The 18214-nt window shown below is 37.6% G+C and carries 13 protein-coding genes; all 13 read right to left on the bottom strand.

Annotation, left to right across the window (positions count from 1 at the left end):
- Positions 1-15 precede the first annotated feature (15 nt).
- Complete coding sequence (locus tag J2Z40_RS01940) at positions 16-906, bottom strand: proline iminopeptidase-family hydrolase (protein WP_066394212.1); 891 nt, start codon at positions 904-906, stop codon at positions 16-18.
- Between the two features lie 269 nt (positions 907-1175).
- Entirely contained in the window at positions 1176-2432 is a 1257-nt protein-coding gene (locus J2Z40_RS01935; RefSeq protein WP_066394214.1) for a M20 family metallo-hydrolase, read from the bottom strand.
- 81 nt (positions 2433-2513) lie between these two features.
- Positions 2514-3866 carry an aspartate aminotransferase family protein gene (locus J2Z40_RS01930; protein WP_066394219.1) on the bottom strand — a complete coding sequence of 451 codons (1353 nt, stop codon included), beginning with the start codon at positions 3864-3866 and terminating at the stop codon, positions 2514-2516.
- A 23-nt stretch (positions 3867-3889) separates the two neighbouring features.
- Complete coding sequence (locus tag J2Z40_RS01925; protein ID WP_066394221.1) at positions 3890-5356, bottom strand: CoA-acylating methylmalonate-semialdehyde dehydrogenase; 1467 nt, start codon at positions 5354-5356, stop codon at positions 3890-3892.
- 285 nt (positions 5357-5641) lie between these two features.
- Complete coding sequence (locus J2Z40_RS01920; RefSeq protein ID WP_066394223.1) at positions 5642-7255, bottom strand: PucR family transcriptional regulator; 1614 nt, start codon at positions 7253-7255, stop codon at positions 5642-5644.
- Between the two features lie 168 nt (positions 7256-7423).
- Entirely contained in the window at positions 7424-7654 is a 231-nt protein-coding gene (locus tag J2Z40_RS01915; protein ID WP_066394225.1) for a hypothetical protein, read from the bottom strand.
- An 83-nt stretch (positions 7655-7737) separates the two neighbouring features.
- Entirely contained in the window at positions 7738-9207 is a 1470-nt protein-coding gene (locus J2Z40_RS01910) for an NCS1 family transporter (RefSeq protein ID WP_066394226.1), read from the bottom strand.
- Between the two features lie 123 nt (positions 9208-9330).
- Positions 9331-10749, bottom strand: a complete 1419-nt coding sequence (gene hydA / locus J2Z40_RS01905) for a dihydropyrimidinase (protein WP_066394228.1) — start codon at positions 10747-10749, stop codon at positions 9331-9333.
- A gap of 19 nt (positions 10750-10768) precedes the next feature.
- Positions 10769-12055 carry an NAD-dependent dihydropyrimidine dehydrogenase subunit PreA gene (gene preA, locus J2Z40_RS01900; RefSeq protein ID WP_066394230.1) on the bottom strand — a complete coding sequence of 429 codons (1287 nt, stop codon included), beginning with the start codon at positions 12053-12055 and terminating at the stop codon, positions 10769-10771.
- 37 nt (positions 12056-12092) lie between these two features.
- Complete coding sequence (locus J2Z40_RS01895; RefSeq protein WP_066394232.1) at positions 12093-13466, bottom strand: NAD(P)-dependent oxidoreductase; 1374 nt, start codon at positions 13464-13466, stop codon at positions 12093-12095.
- A gap of 66 nt (positions 13467-13532) precedes the next feature.
- Positions 13533-14423, bottom strand: a complete 891-nt coding sequence (locus tag J2Z40_RS01890) for a nitrilase-related carbon-nitrogen hydrolase (protein ID WP_066394234.1) — start codon at positions 14421-14423, stop codon at positions 13533-13535.
- Positions 14424-14837: 414 nt separating this feature from the next.
- Complete coding sequence (locus tag J2Z40_RS01885) at positions 14838-16070, bottom strand: DUF438 domain-containing protein (RefSeq protein ID WP_066394235.1); 1233 nt, start codon at positions 16068-16070, stop codon at positions 14838-14840.
- A gap of 121 nt (positions 16071-16191) precedes the next feature.
- Entirely contained in the window at positions 16192-18138 is a 1947-nt protein-coding gene (locus J2Z40_RS01880) for a GTP-binding protein (RefSeq protein ID WP_066394237.1), read from the bottom strand.
- Positions 18139-18214: the final 76 nt, after the last annotated feature.

Raw genomic sequence — 18214 nt, 5'->3', positions numbered from 1 at the left:
GAATACATAATAAACCTAGTCCAAGAATGATTTCTTCGAATCGACCTCATTGAAAAATGTACTTACTACTTTCAAATATTCTTTCTCTTCTTCAAGATAAGGCATATGTGCACTGTTTTCAAACACATAGAATAATGCATTAGGGGTCAGTTTGCTAAATAACTCCGTCGATTTTGGTGTCGCTTCATCATAGCGGCCACATGTATATAAAGTTGGCACAGTAATTTCCTTTAATCGTGGTGTGCAATCAAAGCTTTTTAAATTGCCAGTTACATGAAATTCAGATGGTCCCCACATGATGTTATATACTTCTGGATTTTTATACTGTGCACCTTTTTTTAAGAATGCTGGCATAGGATCAAGTCGGCATACAAATTGTTTATTGAATTGTGCGGTTGCTTCTTTATATTCCTCTGAATCAGTAGTGCCATTTTCTTCACATGCTTTTAAAGTAGCTTGCACATGCTCTGGCAATTGTTTTCTATTCTGTTCCTGGTCTTCCGCCCAAAGCGGCGCACTCAAACAAGGGCTTGAAAAAATCACACTCTCTACTCCTTCAGGCTTTGTTAACAAATAAGCAGCAGCTAAAGTTGTTCCCCATGAATGACCAAGAATATGTAATTGATCTAGTGAAAGTGCTTGTCTAATTTGCTCTAATTCTTCTACAAATCTAGAAATATTCCATAAAGAGGGATCGGATGGCCGATCTGATTTCCCACAGCCTAATTGATCATATAATATTACAGGACGGTCTTTTGCTAATGCTTTCAATCCCTGCAATGAATAGTGTGAAGAGCCTGGCCCCCCATGCAATATAATGACGGGAATCGTATTTGTTTCATGATTATGCAGCTGATACCAAACGTTCCCGCCTGTTACCTCAATAAATCCTTCTTGAATAGTCATGTTATCTCTCCTACTAGAGGATGTTCAAAAGTCCGGGGAAAATAGCTGTCGAATTTCTGCGTCAGCTTGCTTTTCCGCTCCTCACGTACCAATAACGTACGCTCCGGTGCTCTAAGCTGCACTTCTTTGAACTTCTCGGCTCTTTTTGTCCTCCTTTTTGAACACGCACTATTATGTATTTTTATCTATTATCTATGAAATCTAGTCAAATGAGAAGAGTTAGATTTTTCAAAATAAAAAATGACCACATCGATTGTGGCCATTCCCTATTAATTTGAATCACTGCTCATTTTTATCGTCGTTCGGTACAATAATTCGGTGCCAAGTGAGATATCCTCGAATGTAGAAAATTCCTTAGGATTATGGCTAATTCCATCTTTGCAGCGAACAAAGATCATTCCATATTCACAAGCATATGACATTGCTAAAGAGTCATGAAACGGGCCGCTCATTAATTCCAATGGATTCAACCCTATTTGCTTACTTTCATCTCGCATCACGTTCATTATTCGCTCTGAGCAATAGCGAGGTTCACTGTTTGTATCTTCAGTTATTTTACAAGTTAAATGATGCTCTTCTGTAATTTCTTTTATTTTCGTTCTTAATTGCTTCTCTAACCGATGTCGTCTTTCAATATCGATGTCACGTAGGTCAATTGTAAATTGAACCTTCTCAGGGATGATGTTTCGAGAGTCTGGAAATACATTTAGGCTTCCTACTGTTCCAACAGTTGGTGCCTGTGGGTCTTGGCTTGCTAGTTCGTTTAATGCAATGATGATCTTAGCAGCACCAACAAGCGCATCTTTTCTCATTGGCATCGGAACGGAACCTGCATGACCAGCAAAACCTTCCAATTCTACTGATAACCATAATGGCCCGGAAATTCCGGTAACAATCCCAACAGGAATATCATTTGCATCGAGAATAGGCCCTTGCTCTATATGCATTTCAAGAAAGGCAGAAATCGTATTAGCAGGATACTCTGACTCTTTTAATTTTGTCGGGTCACATCCAAAACTAGTTAATGCTTCTCTTCTAGTAATGCCATTTTTATCCGTTCGCTCTAGTTCTCCATCTTCCAGCTCTCCAAGTATGCCCCTAACGCCAAATAGTCCTTTATTAAAGCGGCAGCCTTCTTCATCTGAAAAGGCGACTACTTCAATTGGCATGCGAGGCAGGATGTTTTTCTCTTTCATTGTTTGGACAACTTCTAACGCGCCTAGTACACCAATAACTCCATCAAATCTACCACCATAAGGTTGTGAATCAATATGTGAGCCAAGCATCAAAATAGGTGCAGTCGGATCCTCTCCTTCTATACGGCCTATTAAATTTCCGAAGTTGTCGATTCGAGCAATTAATCCTGCTTCCTCCATCCATGTTTTTACGGTTTCAACCGCTTTTCGATCCTCACTAGAAAGAGTGAGACGGCATACACCGGTCTCTCCAATTTTACCTATTTCTGATAGTTCATTTATTCTTTGTTCTAAACGACTTTTATTAATTGTTACTGTTTGTACTGCCATCACTCTTCCCCCTTAATAAAATTGCTAAAACACTCGTAATCTAAAATAAAAAATAAAGAGATTACGAGTGTTAATTTGTTTTTATATAATTGCTTGTAACTCTTCTACTAATGTATTGATGAGAAATTCGAGATCTTTTTCCTCGATATTTAATGGAGGAGCTAATGTTAACACATTGTTGTAGCCTGCAACGGTAGCGCCATTCTTGCCGATAATTAGTCCTTTTTGTTTACAGCCAGCAATCACCTTGTTAACAAGAGTAACTTCTAGCGGATTTTTTGTAGCTGTATCGCTTACAAGCTCAATTCCAACAAGGAGTCCTTTCCCTCTCACATTCCCAACAAAAGGATGGTCATCAAGTGCTGCCGAGAGGCTTTGCTTCAAATATTCACCTAATTTTGCTGATCGTTCATTTAAGTTTTCCTGCTCCATTATTTCAAGATTTTTCAATGCAAGTGCACACGCAGCAGGGTTCCCTCCAAACGTATTAATATGACGGAAATAATCATACTCATCTGTTCCTTTAAATGCTTCGTAAATTTCTTTCCTTACAGCTGTGGCGGATAAAGGTAAATAAGCACTAGTTATTCCTTTGGCCATTGTAATAATATCTGGCTTTACTCCATAGTTCATGAAACCAAACGGCTTCCCTGTACGGCCGAATCCGCAAATCACCTCATCCACTATGAGCAGGGCGCCATGCTTTTCACAAACCTCTTTAACTCCTGCCATATACCCGTCCGGTGGAACGATTACCCCTCCACCAGTAATAATCGGCTCCATAATAACGCCTGCTATTGTTTCACTAAGTTCCCAAGTCATGACACGATCGATGTCCTTTACGGAATGTAACTCAGCAGGCTTACAATCTGCTCGTTCAGGCGCACGGTATGAATCAGGTGGGGCAACATGAATAAACCCAGGGGCTAATGGCTCATATTTATATTTCCTTTGTGCCTGCCCAGTAGCTGCGAGCGATCCCATTGAATTGCCATGGTACGCCCGATACCTCGAAATGAACTTGTAGCGGGAATGCTCCCCTTTTTGTTGATGATATTGTCTGACAAGCTTAAAGGCTGTTTCATTCGCCTCAGATCCACTATTAGAGAAAAAGATGACATACTCTTCACCGAGCATTTCGTTTAATTTTTCTGCTAGTTTGATCGCAGGTGTATGACTTTGAGTAAGTGGAAAATAAGCCATTTCTTTTAATTGATCATATGCCGCTTCAGCTAGTTCCTTTCTTCCGTAGCCAACATTCACACACCATAAGCCAGACATCGCATCTAAATATCTTTTGCCATGATGATCCGTTACCCATGAGCCTTCAGCTTTATCAACAACCATTGTAGAATCTGGGCTATAAGGCTTCATCGAATGCCAAACATATTCTTTATCTTTCGTAAGCATATCTTCATTTTCTATTATTTTCATTGTCAGGCCTCCCTTTTCCGCTACTAATAGTCAAACCTTGACGTTATCATCTTTTTACGAGTAAAGAAGTTCACTCCATCTTTTCCATTTACATGTAGATCGCCATAGAAGGAATCTTTCCATCCTGAGAAAGGAAAGAATGCCATGGTTGCAGGCACACCAACATTAATTCCTAACATGCCTGCATCTGCTTCTTCTCTAAATTGTCTGATTGCCTTCGCATCTTTCGTATAAATAGTTGCTCCATTTCCGTATCGTGATTTGCGGATGAATTCAAGTCCTTCATCTAAATCTTCTGCACGCAATAGACTAAGCACAGGAGCAAATATTTCGTCTTTTGCAATCGTCATTTCTGGTGTCACATGGTCGAATATCGTAGCGCCAAGGAAAGTGCCTTCTGTCATTTCGTCCATTTCTTTTCGTCCATCTCGTATTAATGAGGCGCCTTCCTCTACCCCTTTTTCAATGTATTCTAATACTTTCTTACGATGTGAATCTCTTATTACAGGCGTAAGCAGGACCTCATCATTCATTCCATTTCCAATAATCAGTTCATCTGCCTTTTCTTTTAATGCTTTGACAAACGACTCACCATCACCAACAACAACGACAGCACTACATGCCATGCATCGTTGTCCCGCACTGCCATATGCAGAGCTAATAATATTTGCCACTGCTTTACTCATATCTGCATCGGGCATGACGATGTGATGATTTTTGGCACCAGATAGAGCTTGAACCCGTTTTCCTTGTGATGCTGCTCGTTCATATACATATTTCGCAACAGGCTGAGATCCAACAAACGAGATCGCTTTTACATCTTGATGCTCAAGAAGTCCATTCACAACATCGTGTGCACCATGGACAATATTTAATACCCCTTTTGGTGCACCAGCCTGTGAGAATAATTCGACAAGCTCATTTGCTAAAACAGGTGTACGTTCAGAAGGCTTTAGTACAAACGTATTTCCACAAGCAATGGCTAATGGGAACATCCACAATGGAACCATCATTGGGAAGTTAAATGGTGTGATGCCACCAACAACACCTAGTGGATAGCGGAACATTTCCGAATCAATATCCTCAGCAATATTAGATAATGTCTCACCCATCATTAAAGTTGGAGCGCCAGCGGCAAACTCAACACATTCAATTCCCCGCTGTACTTCACCATATGCTTCTTTATATGATTTTCCATTTTCTTGAACGACAAGCTGAGCTAGTTTCTCATGGTTTTCATTTAGTAAATAATGATATTTATAAAGGATTCTAGCGCGCTTTGGGACAGGAGTCTTTTTCCAAGTATGAAAAGCTTCGTTCGCAGCGCTTACTGCTTGGTCAACATCATCCCTTGATGAAATCGGAACCTTTGCGATTAATTCCCCTGTTGCTGGATTTGGAACATCTAACGTTTCTTTACTAATCGCATCAACCCATTTTCCATTTATATAGTTTTTTAAAACTTCAGTATCATTTTTGATAATTGTCATAGATTGACTCCTCCTTCTATTTATTCAGAATTTTAAGAAAAAGATTATATGTCAATTATCTCTTATTTTGAAAATGCTTTCATTAGACACTATGTAAAAAGACTATAAGTGATGATTCCACATTTTGAATAAAAGTTAAGTAAATAGTTAAAAAAACAGGTTGATTTCTGCTATAGAATGCTCTAATCAACCGTCCCATATGGTAAACTATTCATTCTTATATTTGATTTATAAACAACAATATTTTTGAAAAGAGCAAAAAAAAGAGACACTTTGATGTGCCTCTTAATCACGATTAATCATACCAACCCGATTCGATGACTCCAAAAATTCATACGCTAGAATCATAAATTCGATCGCTAATCTCTTCTCCGGATTCATGAAATCATCACCAAGTAATTTTTCTAGTTTTTCAATGCGATGGTATAATGTTTGCCTAACAATATAGAGTTTTTTTGCCGTTTCTTGTTTTGAACCGTTGCAAGATAAATAGATTTTCAATGTTTCTATCAATTTCCCATTGTATTTTTTATCGTAAGCAAAAACGGGTTCTAGATATTCAAGAACCATCTCCTTTAAGTCTAGATGGTGATTTATTTGTGAGATGAGTCTGAATATATGGAGATCATCATAGAAGTGAGTATCTTGTTTATTTGAGAGCTTTCGTTGAATACGTAAAGTTTCAGCAGCAGTTTGATAGCTCTTATGAATCGTTGAAAGTTGTTCTACATATTTGCCAATTCCAATAACTAAGTTTTCTTGTAATTTTCCCGATTGTGATTCGGAACTTTTTAAACGTGAAATCCCCTCCTCGATTCTTATTTTCCATGTGGACGGCGTTCGTTCATTGAGAAAAATGAAAATGATCGTATTCCTTTTTTCAATAGCAAATAATGTAAATCCCTTTTGTTCAAAAATGGATCTAAAATAAATTTTCATATATGTTAAGTCTAAACTCGTGTACGTTCGATTAGAATCGAGTTGATAAAGACACACAACAGCTCCAATCGGCTTAACTGCTGGCGAGTGAAAAGTAATAAATTCCTTAATCGAGTCTTCACTTTGTTCTCCTAGTAGCCAGCTGTTCAACCATTCTGCTTCTTCTACCCTTCGTTTCTCTTCAACATATAACTCCCTTAGAAAAAACTGTGCAAGTGCCGTTGCTGTTCGATCAAGGATTAGCTGGTCAAATTCTGTTAAAGAACGATTAGCAGAAAAAATGATTAACTCAGCATAATCATCACCTAATAATTGAATAGGAATGCTAGCGATAGAAGTAAAATTTTCTTGTGCCTGAAGGCCTTCTATTTTTTCCAGTAATATATGTTTATCATGTTCATTCATTTCTGGTGTAAATTGGAAATCATTGTTACTAAAATGGATAATGACTTGAACATGTAAATAATGTTGAATACATTTGAGGATATCATTATAATGTTCAATTTTTAATAATTTCTTATTTAGGGATTGTGAATATTCTTCTAAGTCTGAAATGATACGATATTGTTGATTGATTAGGAGAGTATGGATATCTTGTGTAATGGCAACAAAGGGGACTTCCTTATGGAATAAGATAACAGGAAAATGGAATTTGTTAGCGATATCGATAATTTCTTGCGGGATTAATGATGTATATGTGCCGATTTCTATACATAATCCAGCTGCCTGAGAATCAATTAATTGATGAACAATTGAGATGAATGAATCTTTGTTTTCTCTCCAAGCAACACCTGTTGTGAGAATTAGCTCATAGCCATTTAGTAGATTGCGAATATTTGTTACTTCAACAACATGTACCCATTTAACTAATCGATTGAGTCCTTCCGTTCCAGCTATCACTTCAATATGATCAAAATGCTTTCTTTGTAAAATATCTTTTACTGTTAAGTAAGATTTCAATTTTGAAGCTCCCTTACAATTTAATGTTGTAATATTTTCTATTATAAGGGAAAGAATGGACAAAGTGCATAATAATTATCAGTATATTTTGAATTTTAAATAATAATAGCTGATAAACGTTGATAGATTTATCAGCTATTATTAAAATGATTCGGTTGAAGTAGTTGTTTATGCTCCTTCTTTTTGTTGATTTATTAGCACAACAGAAAAATACTTTCTTCCATCAGCCGTTAAAATATGCAAAGTTTCCTTATTGAATTCTTTACTTTCTTTAGATTCTCTTTCAAATTCAACAAATGCCCCACTTAAATTTTCAGTGATATTTTTAATTCGATATCCCTTCTGAGTGAAGTAATCGATTTGATCTCTCTCTTGTAAAAAAGTTTGATAATCCGACATCTATGTTTCCCCCTTATAGAGTGATGCAACTAAGCTCCAGAGGGAATGAAAGTAAATCCCCTCTGTTGGAATCATCGCTTTATTTAAATTTGCGTATTGACTGTTTCTTCAATAATAACCGTTTCAGTTGTATCAATTTTCCAATCACGCCCAACAGTGATTCCTAAATATTTCTCGTCATTGGGATCTTCAATTTCCGCTTGTTTGTATTTATTGAAATACCAGTATTTTGCTAAGAAATAATAGATGATCGCTCCAACACCAAAGCCAACAAAGAAAGAATAAGCAGATAACCAATAAGCAGCAAGGCCACCGATAATCCAAGCGATCATGCCTGCCCAGTTCACGCCATTCGTGTATTTAAATTGGCCATTATCTTCATATAGTTCTTGGACATTCACCCGTCTTTTTCTTAGAACATAATAATCTGTAAATAAAATTCCAACAATAGCAGATAGAATTCCCCCAATAATGAGCAATGCAGGAATGATTACATCAAATAAACTCCATGGCTGAACGACAATCCCTACGATACCCGCAATAATAACCCCTGCCCAAAATGGAACTTTAGGTCCACCGACATTAGAGAAAATAGTAGCTGCAGGTACAACATTGGCAGAAGTATTAGTTGACCACTGTGCAAAAACAATCATTAGCAAAAGAACACCAAGCACAATTCCACTTGCTGCTTCCTGTAGTCCAACAACAGGGTCATAGTTCATAACTGCAACATAGGACACAGCACCGATAATAACCATGAAAGTGTTCACGATTGGCATGGCAATAATGCTTCCTGCAATTTGTGCCTTATTCCGTTTAAACCAATTCCGTTCATTTTTTGGCGCCTTAAAGAATCTTGATAAGGAAGGCATATCAGCAGCAAGAGTGGCCCAAAAGCCCATATTACTCATGACTACAACCATAAAAGCAGTAATAGCAGCACCACCTGTTACAGGATTCTCCACCCAAGTCCAAACATCTCTTCCTTGCTCTAGAGCTTTATCTGAAAGAGAGAGATACATCCATACTGATATGAGAATAATTGTTGGAGCGGCTAGATCTGCAAATCGCTCAATTGCCTTGATCCCAAGGGCAGTATTAATTAATTGTGCGGCTGCAAAAATAAGAAAGCATATAAACCAGTTATCAAAGCCAATTAGAGTAAATAGTATGGCATTCATTGCAGTTGCCCCGAAATAAGTATTGATTCCAAACCAACAGGAAGCGGTAATCCCACGTACTAATGATGGAATATGGGTACCTATTGTACCAAATGGGGCTCTCATATAAACTGGAAAAGAAAGTCCATGCTCAACACCGATATCACCAATAATAGTCATGAAAATACCAATTAAAACAGATCCTATAATTGTGGCAACAATGACCCACCCAAGTGGCAATGTTTGGATTCCAGCACCACCGATTGCAAAGGCAGCCAAAACAACTGCCATTCCTATCCAAATAACAGTAAAGCCAAAGGGACTAATCTTCCGGTCACCATGAGAAATTGGCAGCAAATCAGGAGACTTTAAATAATTTCCATTCTGTTTCATTGAGCACCCCTATTTAATTGTATTTTTAATATTCTGAATATTGATTACATACTTCTTATTCTTAAAGAGTACCTAAGATGAATGAGAGTAGTCACCCTCCCCTCCCTCATCTTAGGTCATTGCTTAAATGGGAACCGATTTATTTTCTTGTACTTGAAGCTGCTCATTATATTTTGCTCGTTTTAAATACTGTCCAGCACCAAGTTTTCCAACAAACTGCTTATTTTTAATAACAAATTCTCCCCTAGATAATACAGATATAGGCTCACCCGTTACCTTCATTCCTTCAAAAGCACTATAGTCCACCGCCATATGATGAGTTTCTGCGGAAATGGTTCTCTCAACGGATGGATCAAAGATGACAATGTCTGCATCAACACCAACTGCGATTGTTCCTTTTTTCGGATATAAACCAAACAATTTAGCAATTCTTGTTGAGGTAATGTCAACAAATTGGTTCAATGAGATGCGGCCTTTTTTCACCCCTTCAGAAAATAGAATACTTAAACGATCCTCAATGATTGGCCCCCCATTAGGAATTTTAGAAAAATCATCTTTCCCAAGATCTTTCTGTCCTTTGAAATCGAATGAGCATTGATCTGATCCAACTGTTTGAAGCTGTCCTGTTTTTAATGCATTCCATAAAACATCTTGATTCCATTTTTCGCGTAAAGGCGGGGACCAGACATATTTTGCCCCTTCAAAATTTGGTTTTTCAAGATAGGATTGATCTAATACTAAATACTGTGGACATGTTTCTCCCCATACATCCACGCCGTTTTCTCTTGCTTCTGCAATTTTTCGGGCAGCATCTGCACATGAAACATGTACAACATACAGTTGAGAATTAGCTAGCCCTGTAAATGTTGCTGCTCTTCCAGTTGCTTCTCCTTCAATTTCTTGTGGCCTTGTTAGCGCATGGTAGATTGGATCTGTTTTTCCTTCTTTTAACGCCTTTTTAACTAAATAATCGATAACATCCCCATTTTCAGCATGAACCATCACGAGTGCACCAAGCTTCTTTGCTGTAACAAGTGTTTGGAACAATGTTTCATCATCCGCTTGCAATACATTTTTGTAAGCCATAAATACTTTAAAAGAGGTGATGCCTTCATTTTCAATAATGGATGGAAGTTCATTTAATACAGCTTCATTTACCTCCCCAATCATAAGATGAAATCCGTAATCAATTACTGCCTTTTCCTTAGACTTTGCATGCCATGTTTTGATCCCGTTTTGTAAAGGCTCCCCTTTGTTTGTTAGGCAAAAATCGATAACTGTTGTTGTTCCGCCAAAGGCAGCTGCAATTGTACCAGTCTCAAAATCATCCTTTGTAACTGTCCCTCCAAAGGGCATTTCTAAATGTGTATGTGGGTCAATTCCTCCTGGAAAAACGTAACAGCCATTTACATCTACAATTTCAGCGTCCTGATCGACAAGGTTTTCTCCAATCAGGTGGATCACTCCATTTTTCACTAAAATATCAGCTTGGAATGTATCTGTTGCAGTAACAATTGTGCCATTTTTAATTATCTTTTTCATATTTACCTCCTTGAAATGATTATTTACTTATTGGATCTACACTACATGAGACGGCACCTAGAGCAGCTTGACGTTCATTCCAAGTCATAACTGGAAGGCCAGATGGCATTTCAACCATGTCAATTGCACCATCAACTGGACAAACGATCGAACATAGATTACAGCCCACACAATCTTCTTCTCTAACTCTTAAAATGTTGTTTCCATGTTCATCCATCAGCATGTCAATGCATTGATGAGAGGTATCTTCACAGGCAATATGACACTTATTACAATTAATACAAACATCATTATTTATTTGTGCAACAATCTTATAGTTAAGGTCAAGATCTCCCCAATCCGAATATTTACGGACAGATTTTCCAACGATATCCATCGCTGAGGCAATGCCTTTTTCATCTAAATAGTTATTCAGGCCGTCGATCATATCCTCGACAATTCGGAAACCATGGTGCATGGCAGCCGTACAAACCTGTACGCCAGTTGCTCCCATCAGCATGTATTCAACCGCATTTTGCCAATTGGAAATTCCCCCAATTCCAGAAATCGGAATATTTATCCGTGGGTTTCTAGCACAATCGCCAACCATATGAAGAGCAATTGGTTTGACAGCTGGGCCACAGTAGCCCCCATGAGCTCCCTTTCCACCAACATGTGGAATCGTATCCCAGGAATGAATATCAACCCCTGCTAAACTATTAATCGTATTAATCATGCTAATTGCATCTGCTCCACCATTCACAGCAGCTTCTGCTGTAACCGTTATATCTGTAATATTTGGAGTAAGTTTGACGATGACAGGGGTTTTTGCTACTTCTTTTACCCAATATGTTTGCTTTTCTACTAATTCAGGTACTTGACCAGAAGCAGCCCCCATCCCTCGCTCGGCCATGCCATGAGGACAGCCAAAATTCAGTTCTAGTCCATCTACCCCGATCGCTTCTACTTTTTTAACGATTTCATGCCATTTTTCTTGTTTAGGTTCGACCATTAACGAAGCAATAATTGCATGATTAGGAAACTTCTTTTTCGTTTCGTAGATTTCTTTTAGATTCACTTCAAGTGGTCGGTCTGTAATCAATTCAATATTATTGAAGCCAGCTACCTTTTGACCGTTAAAGCTAACTGCTGCGAAACGAGAGGATACATTCAATATAGGATCACCTAATGTTTTCCATACGGCTCCACCCCAACCAGCCTCAAATGCACGCTGAACTTGATATCCCGAATTTGTTGGAGGAGCAGAAGCTAACCAAAATGGGTTCGGTGATTCAATTCCAGCTAAATTTATCCGTAAGTCTGCCATTCTCATACCTCCCTTTTTCATTCCTATTTCTTATAGGTTAAGCCGTTTCTGAAACTGAATTTGATAGAAGCTTATGGATTGCATAAGCGGTATCTTTTCCTTGCTGAGCAGCAGAAACAACCATTGCTTCACCTTGCCCTTTACCAAAAATGACATCCCCACATGCAAACACTCTATTGTTTGAAGTTTGATAGGTGTGAGGATCAATTTTCACAACACCATCATTATGTGCTAATCCAAAATCATCTATCAGTTGAATATATCTTGATTGCCCAATGGCTTTAATCACCGCATCAACTTCTAGAGTAAACTCAGAACCTTCAATAGGGACGGGGCGACGTCGGCCATCCTCTCCAGGTTCAGTTAATTCCATTTTGATGCATTCAATGGCCTTTACATGGCCATTTTCATCCCCAATTATTCGTTGTGGAGCTGTAAGCCATCGAAATTCAACCCCTTCTTGCTTAGCAAATTCATACTCAAATTCGTATGCTGTCATTTCTGCAATGGTCCGTCGATAAAGAATTTTCACATTTTCAGCACCGAGGCGAACTGAGCAAGTAGCCCCATCAATTGCTGTGTTTCCAGCCCCAATTACTACGACACGCTTACCGAGGAACTTTTCTGAGATTGGTTTTGTTTTTGTGTCCTTAACGAATTGAATGGCATCATAAACTCCAGCAAAATTTTCTCCTTCAATTCCTACATCTGGAACATTAGACATTCCAATTGCCAGAATAACTATTTCATAGTTTTCTAGCAGTTCATTTACAGATATATCCTTGCCTACTTTCGTATTGGTCTTGATTTTTACGTCTAAACTCTTAACTTGGTCAACCTCCCAGAAGGAAATTTCCTGTGGCAATCTAAAGGAAACAATTCCATAAGTATTCAATCCACCAGCATGTTCCTCCGCTTCAAAGATTGTCACATCATAGCCTAGAAGACCAAGCTCTCTAGCAGCAGCTAAGCCTGCTGGGCCACCACCAACAATAGCAACAGTATGACCATTCTTTTTGCCTGGTTTAAATAATACTTGTTCATTTTTTATTGCCCAATCTGTTGCATATCTCTGCAAATTACCAATCATAATTGGCTTTGTAGAATGATTGAGCACACAAGCACCCTCACATAATTCTTCTGTTGGACAGACGCGCGCACAACTGGCTCCAATTGGGTTTGCAGTCATGATTGTTTTCGCGGAGCCCTTCACATTATCAGAAGCAATTTTTTTGATAAAAGTAGGGATATCAATACCTGTTGGGCAAGCCGTTATACATGGTGCATCATAGCAAAACAAGCAACGATTGGATTCTTCTATTGCTTCTTGCTTCGTTAGTCCAGGATATACCTCTTGAAAATTTGTTGATAAGTCTTCAACACATCCGGATGTTTGATTTCTAGTACTCATAATCGTTAGCCTCCTTTGGCAGCAATTTGATTGCTCTTCATTTTTTGCTGGTTGACAGTTGCTTGATTAAGGTAAAAGAGCAGACATTTCCTCATATGTTTCTGGCCGTCTGTCACGGTAAAATTGCCAAGTATCGCGAACCTCTCTAATTAGTTTCTTGTTCATTTCCCCAATAATTACTTCATCCTTATCACGACTTGCCATCGCAACGAAGTTCCCTCTTGGGTCAACTAGATAAGATTGTCCGTAAAATTCCCCCATATTCCATGGTCCTTCCGTTCCAACACGGTTAATTGCGCCTAAATAGTACCCGTTTGCTACAGCATGGGCCGGCTGTTCAAGTTTCCATAAATATTCAGAAAGTCCAGCAACTGTTGCAGAAGGATTTAATATGACTTCTGCCCCTTTTAAACCTAGTATTCTAGCACCTTCAGGGAAATGGCGATCATAGCAAATATAAACGCCAACCTTAGCAAATGCGGTATCAAAAACGGGATAGCCTAAATTTCCTGGTTTAAAATAGAACTTCTCCCAAAATCCATAGCCTTTATTTCCTACACCTACATGAGGGATATGCTGTTTTCGATATTTCCCTAAATAAGAACCATCTGCATCGATGACAGCTGCTGTATTGTAATATGTAGCAATTCCTTCTCTCTCATAAATAGGTAACACAATGACGATTTCTAGTTCCTTTGCAAGTTCTTGAAACAGTTTCGTTGTTGGTCCATTTGGGATTTCTTCTGCAGCATCGTACCATTTTGTATTTTGCTCGGAGCAAAAATAGGGGCCATAGAATATTTCTTGTAAACAGATGATTTGAGCACTTTTTGCTTTTGCTTCACGAACAAGTTTTATATGTTTTTCAATTGCTGTTTGCTTATGAACCTCTACTGGTTCATTTCCATCCACATCGTTGGAAGCCTGTATTAAGCCAATTTTCACTAGATCAGACATGAATAATCCTCCTTCAATATTGATTTACTAATCTTAAATAAGTTAGGAAGCGCTTTCAAACGAGTTAAAGAGAAGTAAGTGGTTATTTATTTTCCGAATAAACGGAAAAATCAGAAGTTTGAGTTTATTCTACTATTATCTTTAACTGTTTGCATTATACAAACTGTTAAATGATGTTGTCCTCTTATTATTCAATATGTATAATTCACGAAAGGTGTTCTATTAAAAAATCTGGAAGTTTGATTCTTAACTTAGCATATGTTCAGCAAAAAAAATGTAGAAATGTGATAGTTTGGGAAATTATTAAGAGGAAAAGTAATATGGAAACGTTACCTCAGGCAGAAGGAAAATATAGAGTGGGGATCGCACAATAAAAATAACCTAGCACAAATTTGTGCTAGGTCGATTACTTTCCTATGATAAGATCCGTTTTTCTCCATTGATCGCTTGAATTGGATCAATATTTTGTGTGAATTCTAACGTACCTACATATTCTCCATTTTCAGCTCTTACAGCAAAATATCGAATATATACATATTTATCACGGAACTTGATATAGAAATCTTCTGTATCTTTCTTCCCAGATTTAAAATCTTCTAATAGTTCTTCCACTACATGGACGCTTCTAGGTGGGTGGCAGTTTTGTACAGTTCGTCCAATGACTGCTTTCGTTCTTGCAAAAATTCTTTCTTTCCCATGTGAGAAATAGCGAACGACATCATCTTGGTCAATGAAGGTAATATCAACAGGAAGATGATTTAATAGCAGTTCTAGCTGTTTTAAAGATAGTAATCCTGTTTCCATTTTTATATAGCCTTCAGATATGGCCTTCTCATCGAGATGATTTCGTTCTGGTTTCCATACATTGGCTGGTCCCGTTAAACAGAAGCCTATTTCATCGCTTTCATGAGCAATTTTCACCCATTCATCTTCTGTTAAATTCTGTAAAGCCATAGGGAAAAGAATATTTTCTTCGCGATAGATCATATTCGTTACTTCTTGAATTATAAAATTCATCACGCTTGCAATAGTCTGTTTATCCCCATCATATTCTGATAATTTTTGTCTTGCTTCTTTAATTGAATCTCTAATAAAGTCATCGATTCTCCACATATTATTTGTTGGGCCGTAAATGCCGTATTTCTCTAAATACGGGAAAATTAAATTTTCTTTTCGGCTATAATGTTTATCGATATCTAATAAAAGATTGATATCTTCTAGTAGCTTGTAGATATTTTCTTCACTATCTTCCTGTAGAAACTTCTCATAGTTCACTTGAACTCTTGATTGAATCAGTTGATCAATTGCTTTATTTTCTAAAATAAATGTATGAACAGGGTGCCCTGGCTCATCTTCTGGACGGTTATTGCGAGTAGGCGTTTCAATCGAACCTCTGAAAATATCAGTGTGTAAGCTGTATAGTCTTTGAATTTCTTCTACGGGTAAATCACTATCGAGCATTTCCTCATGCTTTAGCTGTGATATTTCCTCAACAGTTACCTTTCCGATAAAGGCGTCAAAATGTGCTTTTACTTCATTTATATTTTTTCCATTGTAAAGATCCTTGAAAATTTGTCTTAAAATAGTTAAACGTTCGATTGGATTTGTCGTTGTTTTTAATTCACGGTTATTAATGAATTCGCTCATAATGATTCTCCTTCATAATTAATGGCTAATTTTATATAATTGATAATTTTTCTCATAAATAAAAATACCATTAAAACCTATGAAGGTTTGTGATTCAAATCATTGTAAGCAATGTTTATAATCATTTTTTACTACAATGCATTTCTTTTTCAGCCTCATCCCAAGGGACAGGATATCCCTGTCCTTTTGAACAAAAGATAGAAGTGGAAGTATATTTCGGGTCGGCATTTTTGTCATAGTCAATTTGTTCAATCACTTCCTTTTGATTATGACAGTGATTATAGCCAGCAAATGCAAGACGAATCGATCCTTTGCCTTTTGTGAAAGCAGCCAGCTGTGTGCTGTAATTCATGAAAGTGGCTACCGGCACTGTTCCTGTAATTATTGCTCTCTCCCCTACTGTGTTAGGTGGGTCAAATTTTCCAAAAGATGCTTGGATGTCTGACATTACACGTCCTATCAGTTCCAAATCGACTATAATTTTAAATTCATAAATTGGTTCAAGCACCAAATTTGCTGCTTTTTCTAGCCCTTGTCTTAATGCGCGATAAGTAGCCTCTCTAAAATCTCCACCAGATGTATGCTTGTTGTGAGCTTGTCCAGTCAGTAATGTGATTTTTACATCAGTTAGTGGAGAGCCTGTTAATAAACCATGATGATCTTGTTCCAAAAGATGCTGCTGAATTAAATGCTGATGCCCTATCGATAAGTCATCTGCATGACAGGCATTATTGAATGTAATTCCTGTATTTCTTTCTCCAGGCTCTATTCGTAGATGTACTTCGGCGTAATGGCCTAACGGTTCGAAATGCCCGTAGCCGATTACTTTTGACTCGATTGTTTCTTTATACAATATTTCTGGATCATTAAATGCAACTTCTAATTGGAAGCGTTCTAAGATCATTTGTTGCAATACTTCTAATTGAATAGTCCCCATCACATGGATATGTATTTGCTGTAAGCTTTCATCCCAAATGACATTTAAAGAAGGATCCTCCGCATTTAATATGTTGAAATATCGTAATGCTTCTTTCATATTTATCGCTGACTTGATAAGTACTTTTGATTTTAATGTAGGAATCATTTCGCCAAATTCGGCATCTAAGCTACAACCTATGCCCGTACCAACAGTTGCCATAGATAAACCAGTAACAGCAAAAAGTTCACCAGCCTCCACTTTGGAAACGGATGTATACTTGTTTCCATTATATATGCGCATTTGTGTTATTTTCTCTGTAATCTCCCCGTAGGTTATTTCATCTCTGACTTTTAATGTGCCGCTAATTGCTTTTATATACGTAATTCGCGTGCCATTTTCATCATGTCGTACTTTATAAACACGGCCAGTAAATGCTTCCTTTATTGAGTAATTGGTAGTTGTTAGTTTATTAAAAGCATCTAGGAAATTGACAATGCCAATATCTTGCAGAGCCGAGCCCCAAGCACACGGAAATACTTGATTTTGCTTTATCATTTCTATAAATGCTTCCTGCCAGCGCTTTTTCTCATAACCGGATTCAACATATCGATCCAAAAGTTCTTCATTCCGTTCTGCAACAAATTCAATAAGGGATTCACCCATTTCCCCTTCTATAAAGGAGTCCGTAATTTCTACTACAGCATCCGTTAAGTTATCTCGAATACTCTCAATAATTTTTTCTATATTCGCGCCTACTCGATCGGTCTTATTAATAAAGAAAAAGGTTGGGATTTGATATTTTCTTAATAACTCCCATACTGTTTCAGTATGAGCTTGAATTCCTTCTACAGCACTAATGAGTACAATCGCGTAATCCATTACTTGCATGGATCGTTCCATTTCTGGTGAAAAATCAATATGGCCTGGAGTATCGATAAGATAAAAGGTAGAATTATGATAGTTGAGCATGGCTTGATCTGCAAATACGGTAATTCCTCGCTGCCGTTCTATTTCATGACTATCAAGAAATGCATTATGATGGTCAACTCTTCCTCTATGTTTGATTCTATTTGTATGGTAAAGAAGCTGTTCGGAAAAAGTTGTTTTCCCAGCATCAACATGTGCTAAAATGCCAATCGTTTTGTTCATGTTATATCCTTTCTACTCGGGAACTAATACTAATAAAATACATTATAACAAAAGAAGGAAACCCCATCTTCATAAT

Origin of the sequence: Cytobacillus eiseniae (assembly GCF_017874625.1) — a bacterium.
GTDB lineage: Bacteria > Bacillota > Bacilli > Bacillales > Cytobacillaceae > Cytobacillus > Cytobacillus eiseniae.
The sequence above is the reverse complement of the archived record's forward strand: the minus strand, read 5'-3'. Positions and strand labels throughout refer to the sequence as shown.

Bases quoted from the DNA above. Each gene is read 5' to 3' on its own strand.
- J2Z40_RS01940 (WP_066394212.1), bottom strand. From the start codon at position 906: ATGACTATTCAAGAAGGATTTATTGAGGTAACAGGCGGGAACGTTTGG.
- J2Z40_RS01935 (WP_066394214.1), bottom strand. From the start codon at position 2,432: ATGGCAGTACAAACAGTAACAATTAATAAAAGTCGTTTAGAACAAAGA.
- J2Z40_RS01930 (WP_066394219.1), bottom strand. From the start codon at position 3,866: ATGAAAATAATAGAAAATGAAGATATGCTTACGAAAGATAAAGAATAT.
- J2Z40_RS01925 (WP_066394221.1), bottom strand. From the start codon at position 5,356: ATGACAATTATCAAAAATGATACTGAAGTTTTAAAAAACTATATAAAT.
- J2Z40_RS01915 (WP_066394225.1), bottom strand. From the start codon at position 7,654: ATGTCGGATTATCAAACTTTTTTACAAGAGAGAGATCAAATCGATTAC.
- J2Z40_RS01910 (WP_066394226.1), bottom strand. From the start codon at position 9,207: ATGAAACAGAATGGAAATTATTTAAAGTCTCCTGATTTGCTGCCAATT.
- hydA (WP_066394228.1), bottom strand. From the start codon at position 10,749: ATGAAAAAGATAATTAAAAATGGCACAATTGTTACTGCAACAGATACA.
- preA (WP_066394230.1), bottom strand. From the start codon at position 12,055: ATGGCAGACTTACGGATAAATTTAGCTGGAATTGAATCACCGAACCCA.
- J2Z40_RS01895 (WP_066394232.1), bottom strand. From the start codon at position 13,466: ATGAGTACTAGAAATCAAACATCCGGATGTGTTGAAGACTTATCAACA.
- J2Z40_RS01890 (WP_066394234.1), bottom strand. From the start codon at position 14,423: ATGTCTGATCTAGTGAAAATTGGCTTAATACAGGCTTCCAACGATGTG.
- J2Z40_RS01885 (WP_066394235.1), bottom strand. From the start codon at position 16,070: ATGAGCGAATTCATTAATAACCGTGAATTAAAAACAACGACAAATCCA.
- J2Z40_RS01880 (WP_066394237.1), bottom strand. From the start codon at position 18,138: ATGAACAAAACGATTGGCATTTTAGCACATGTTGATGCTGGGAAAACA.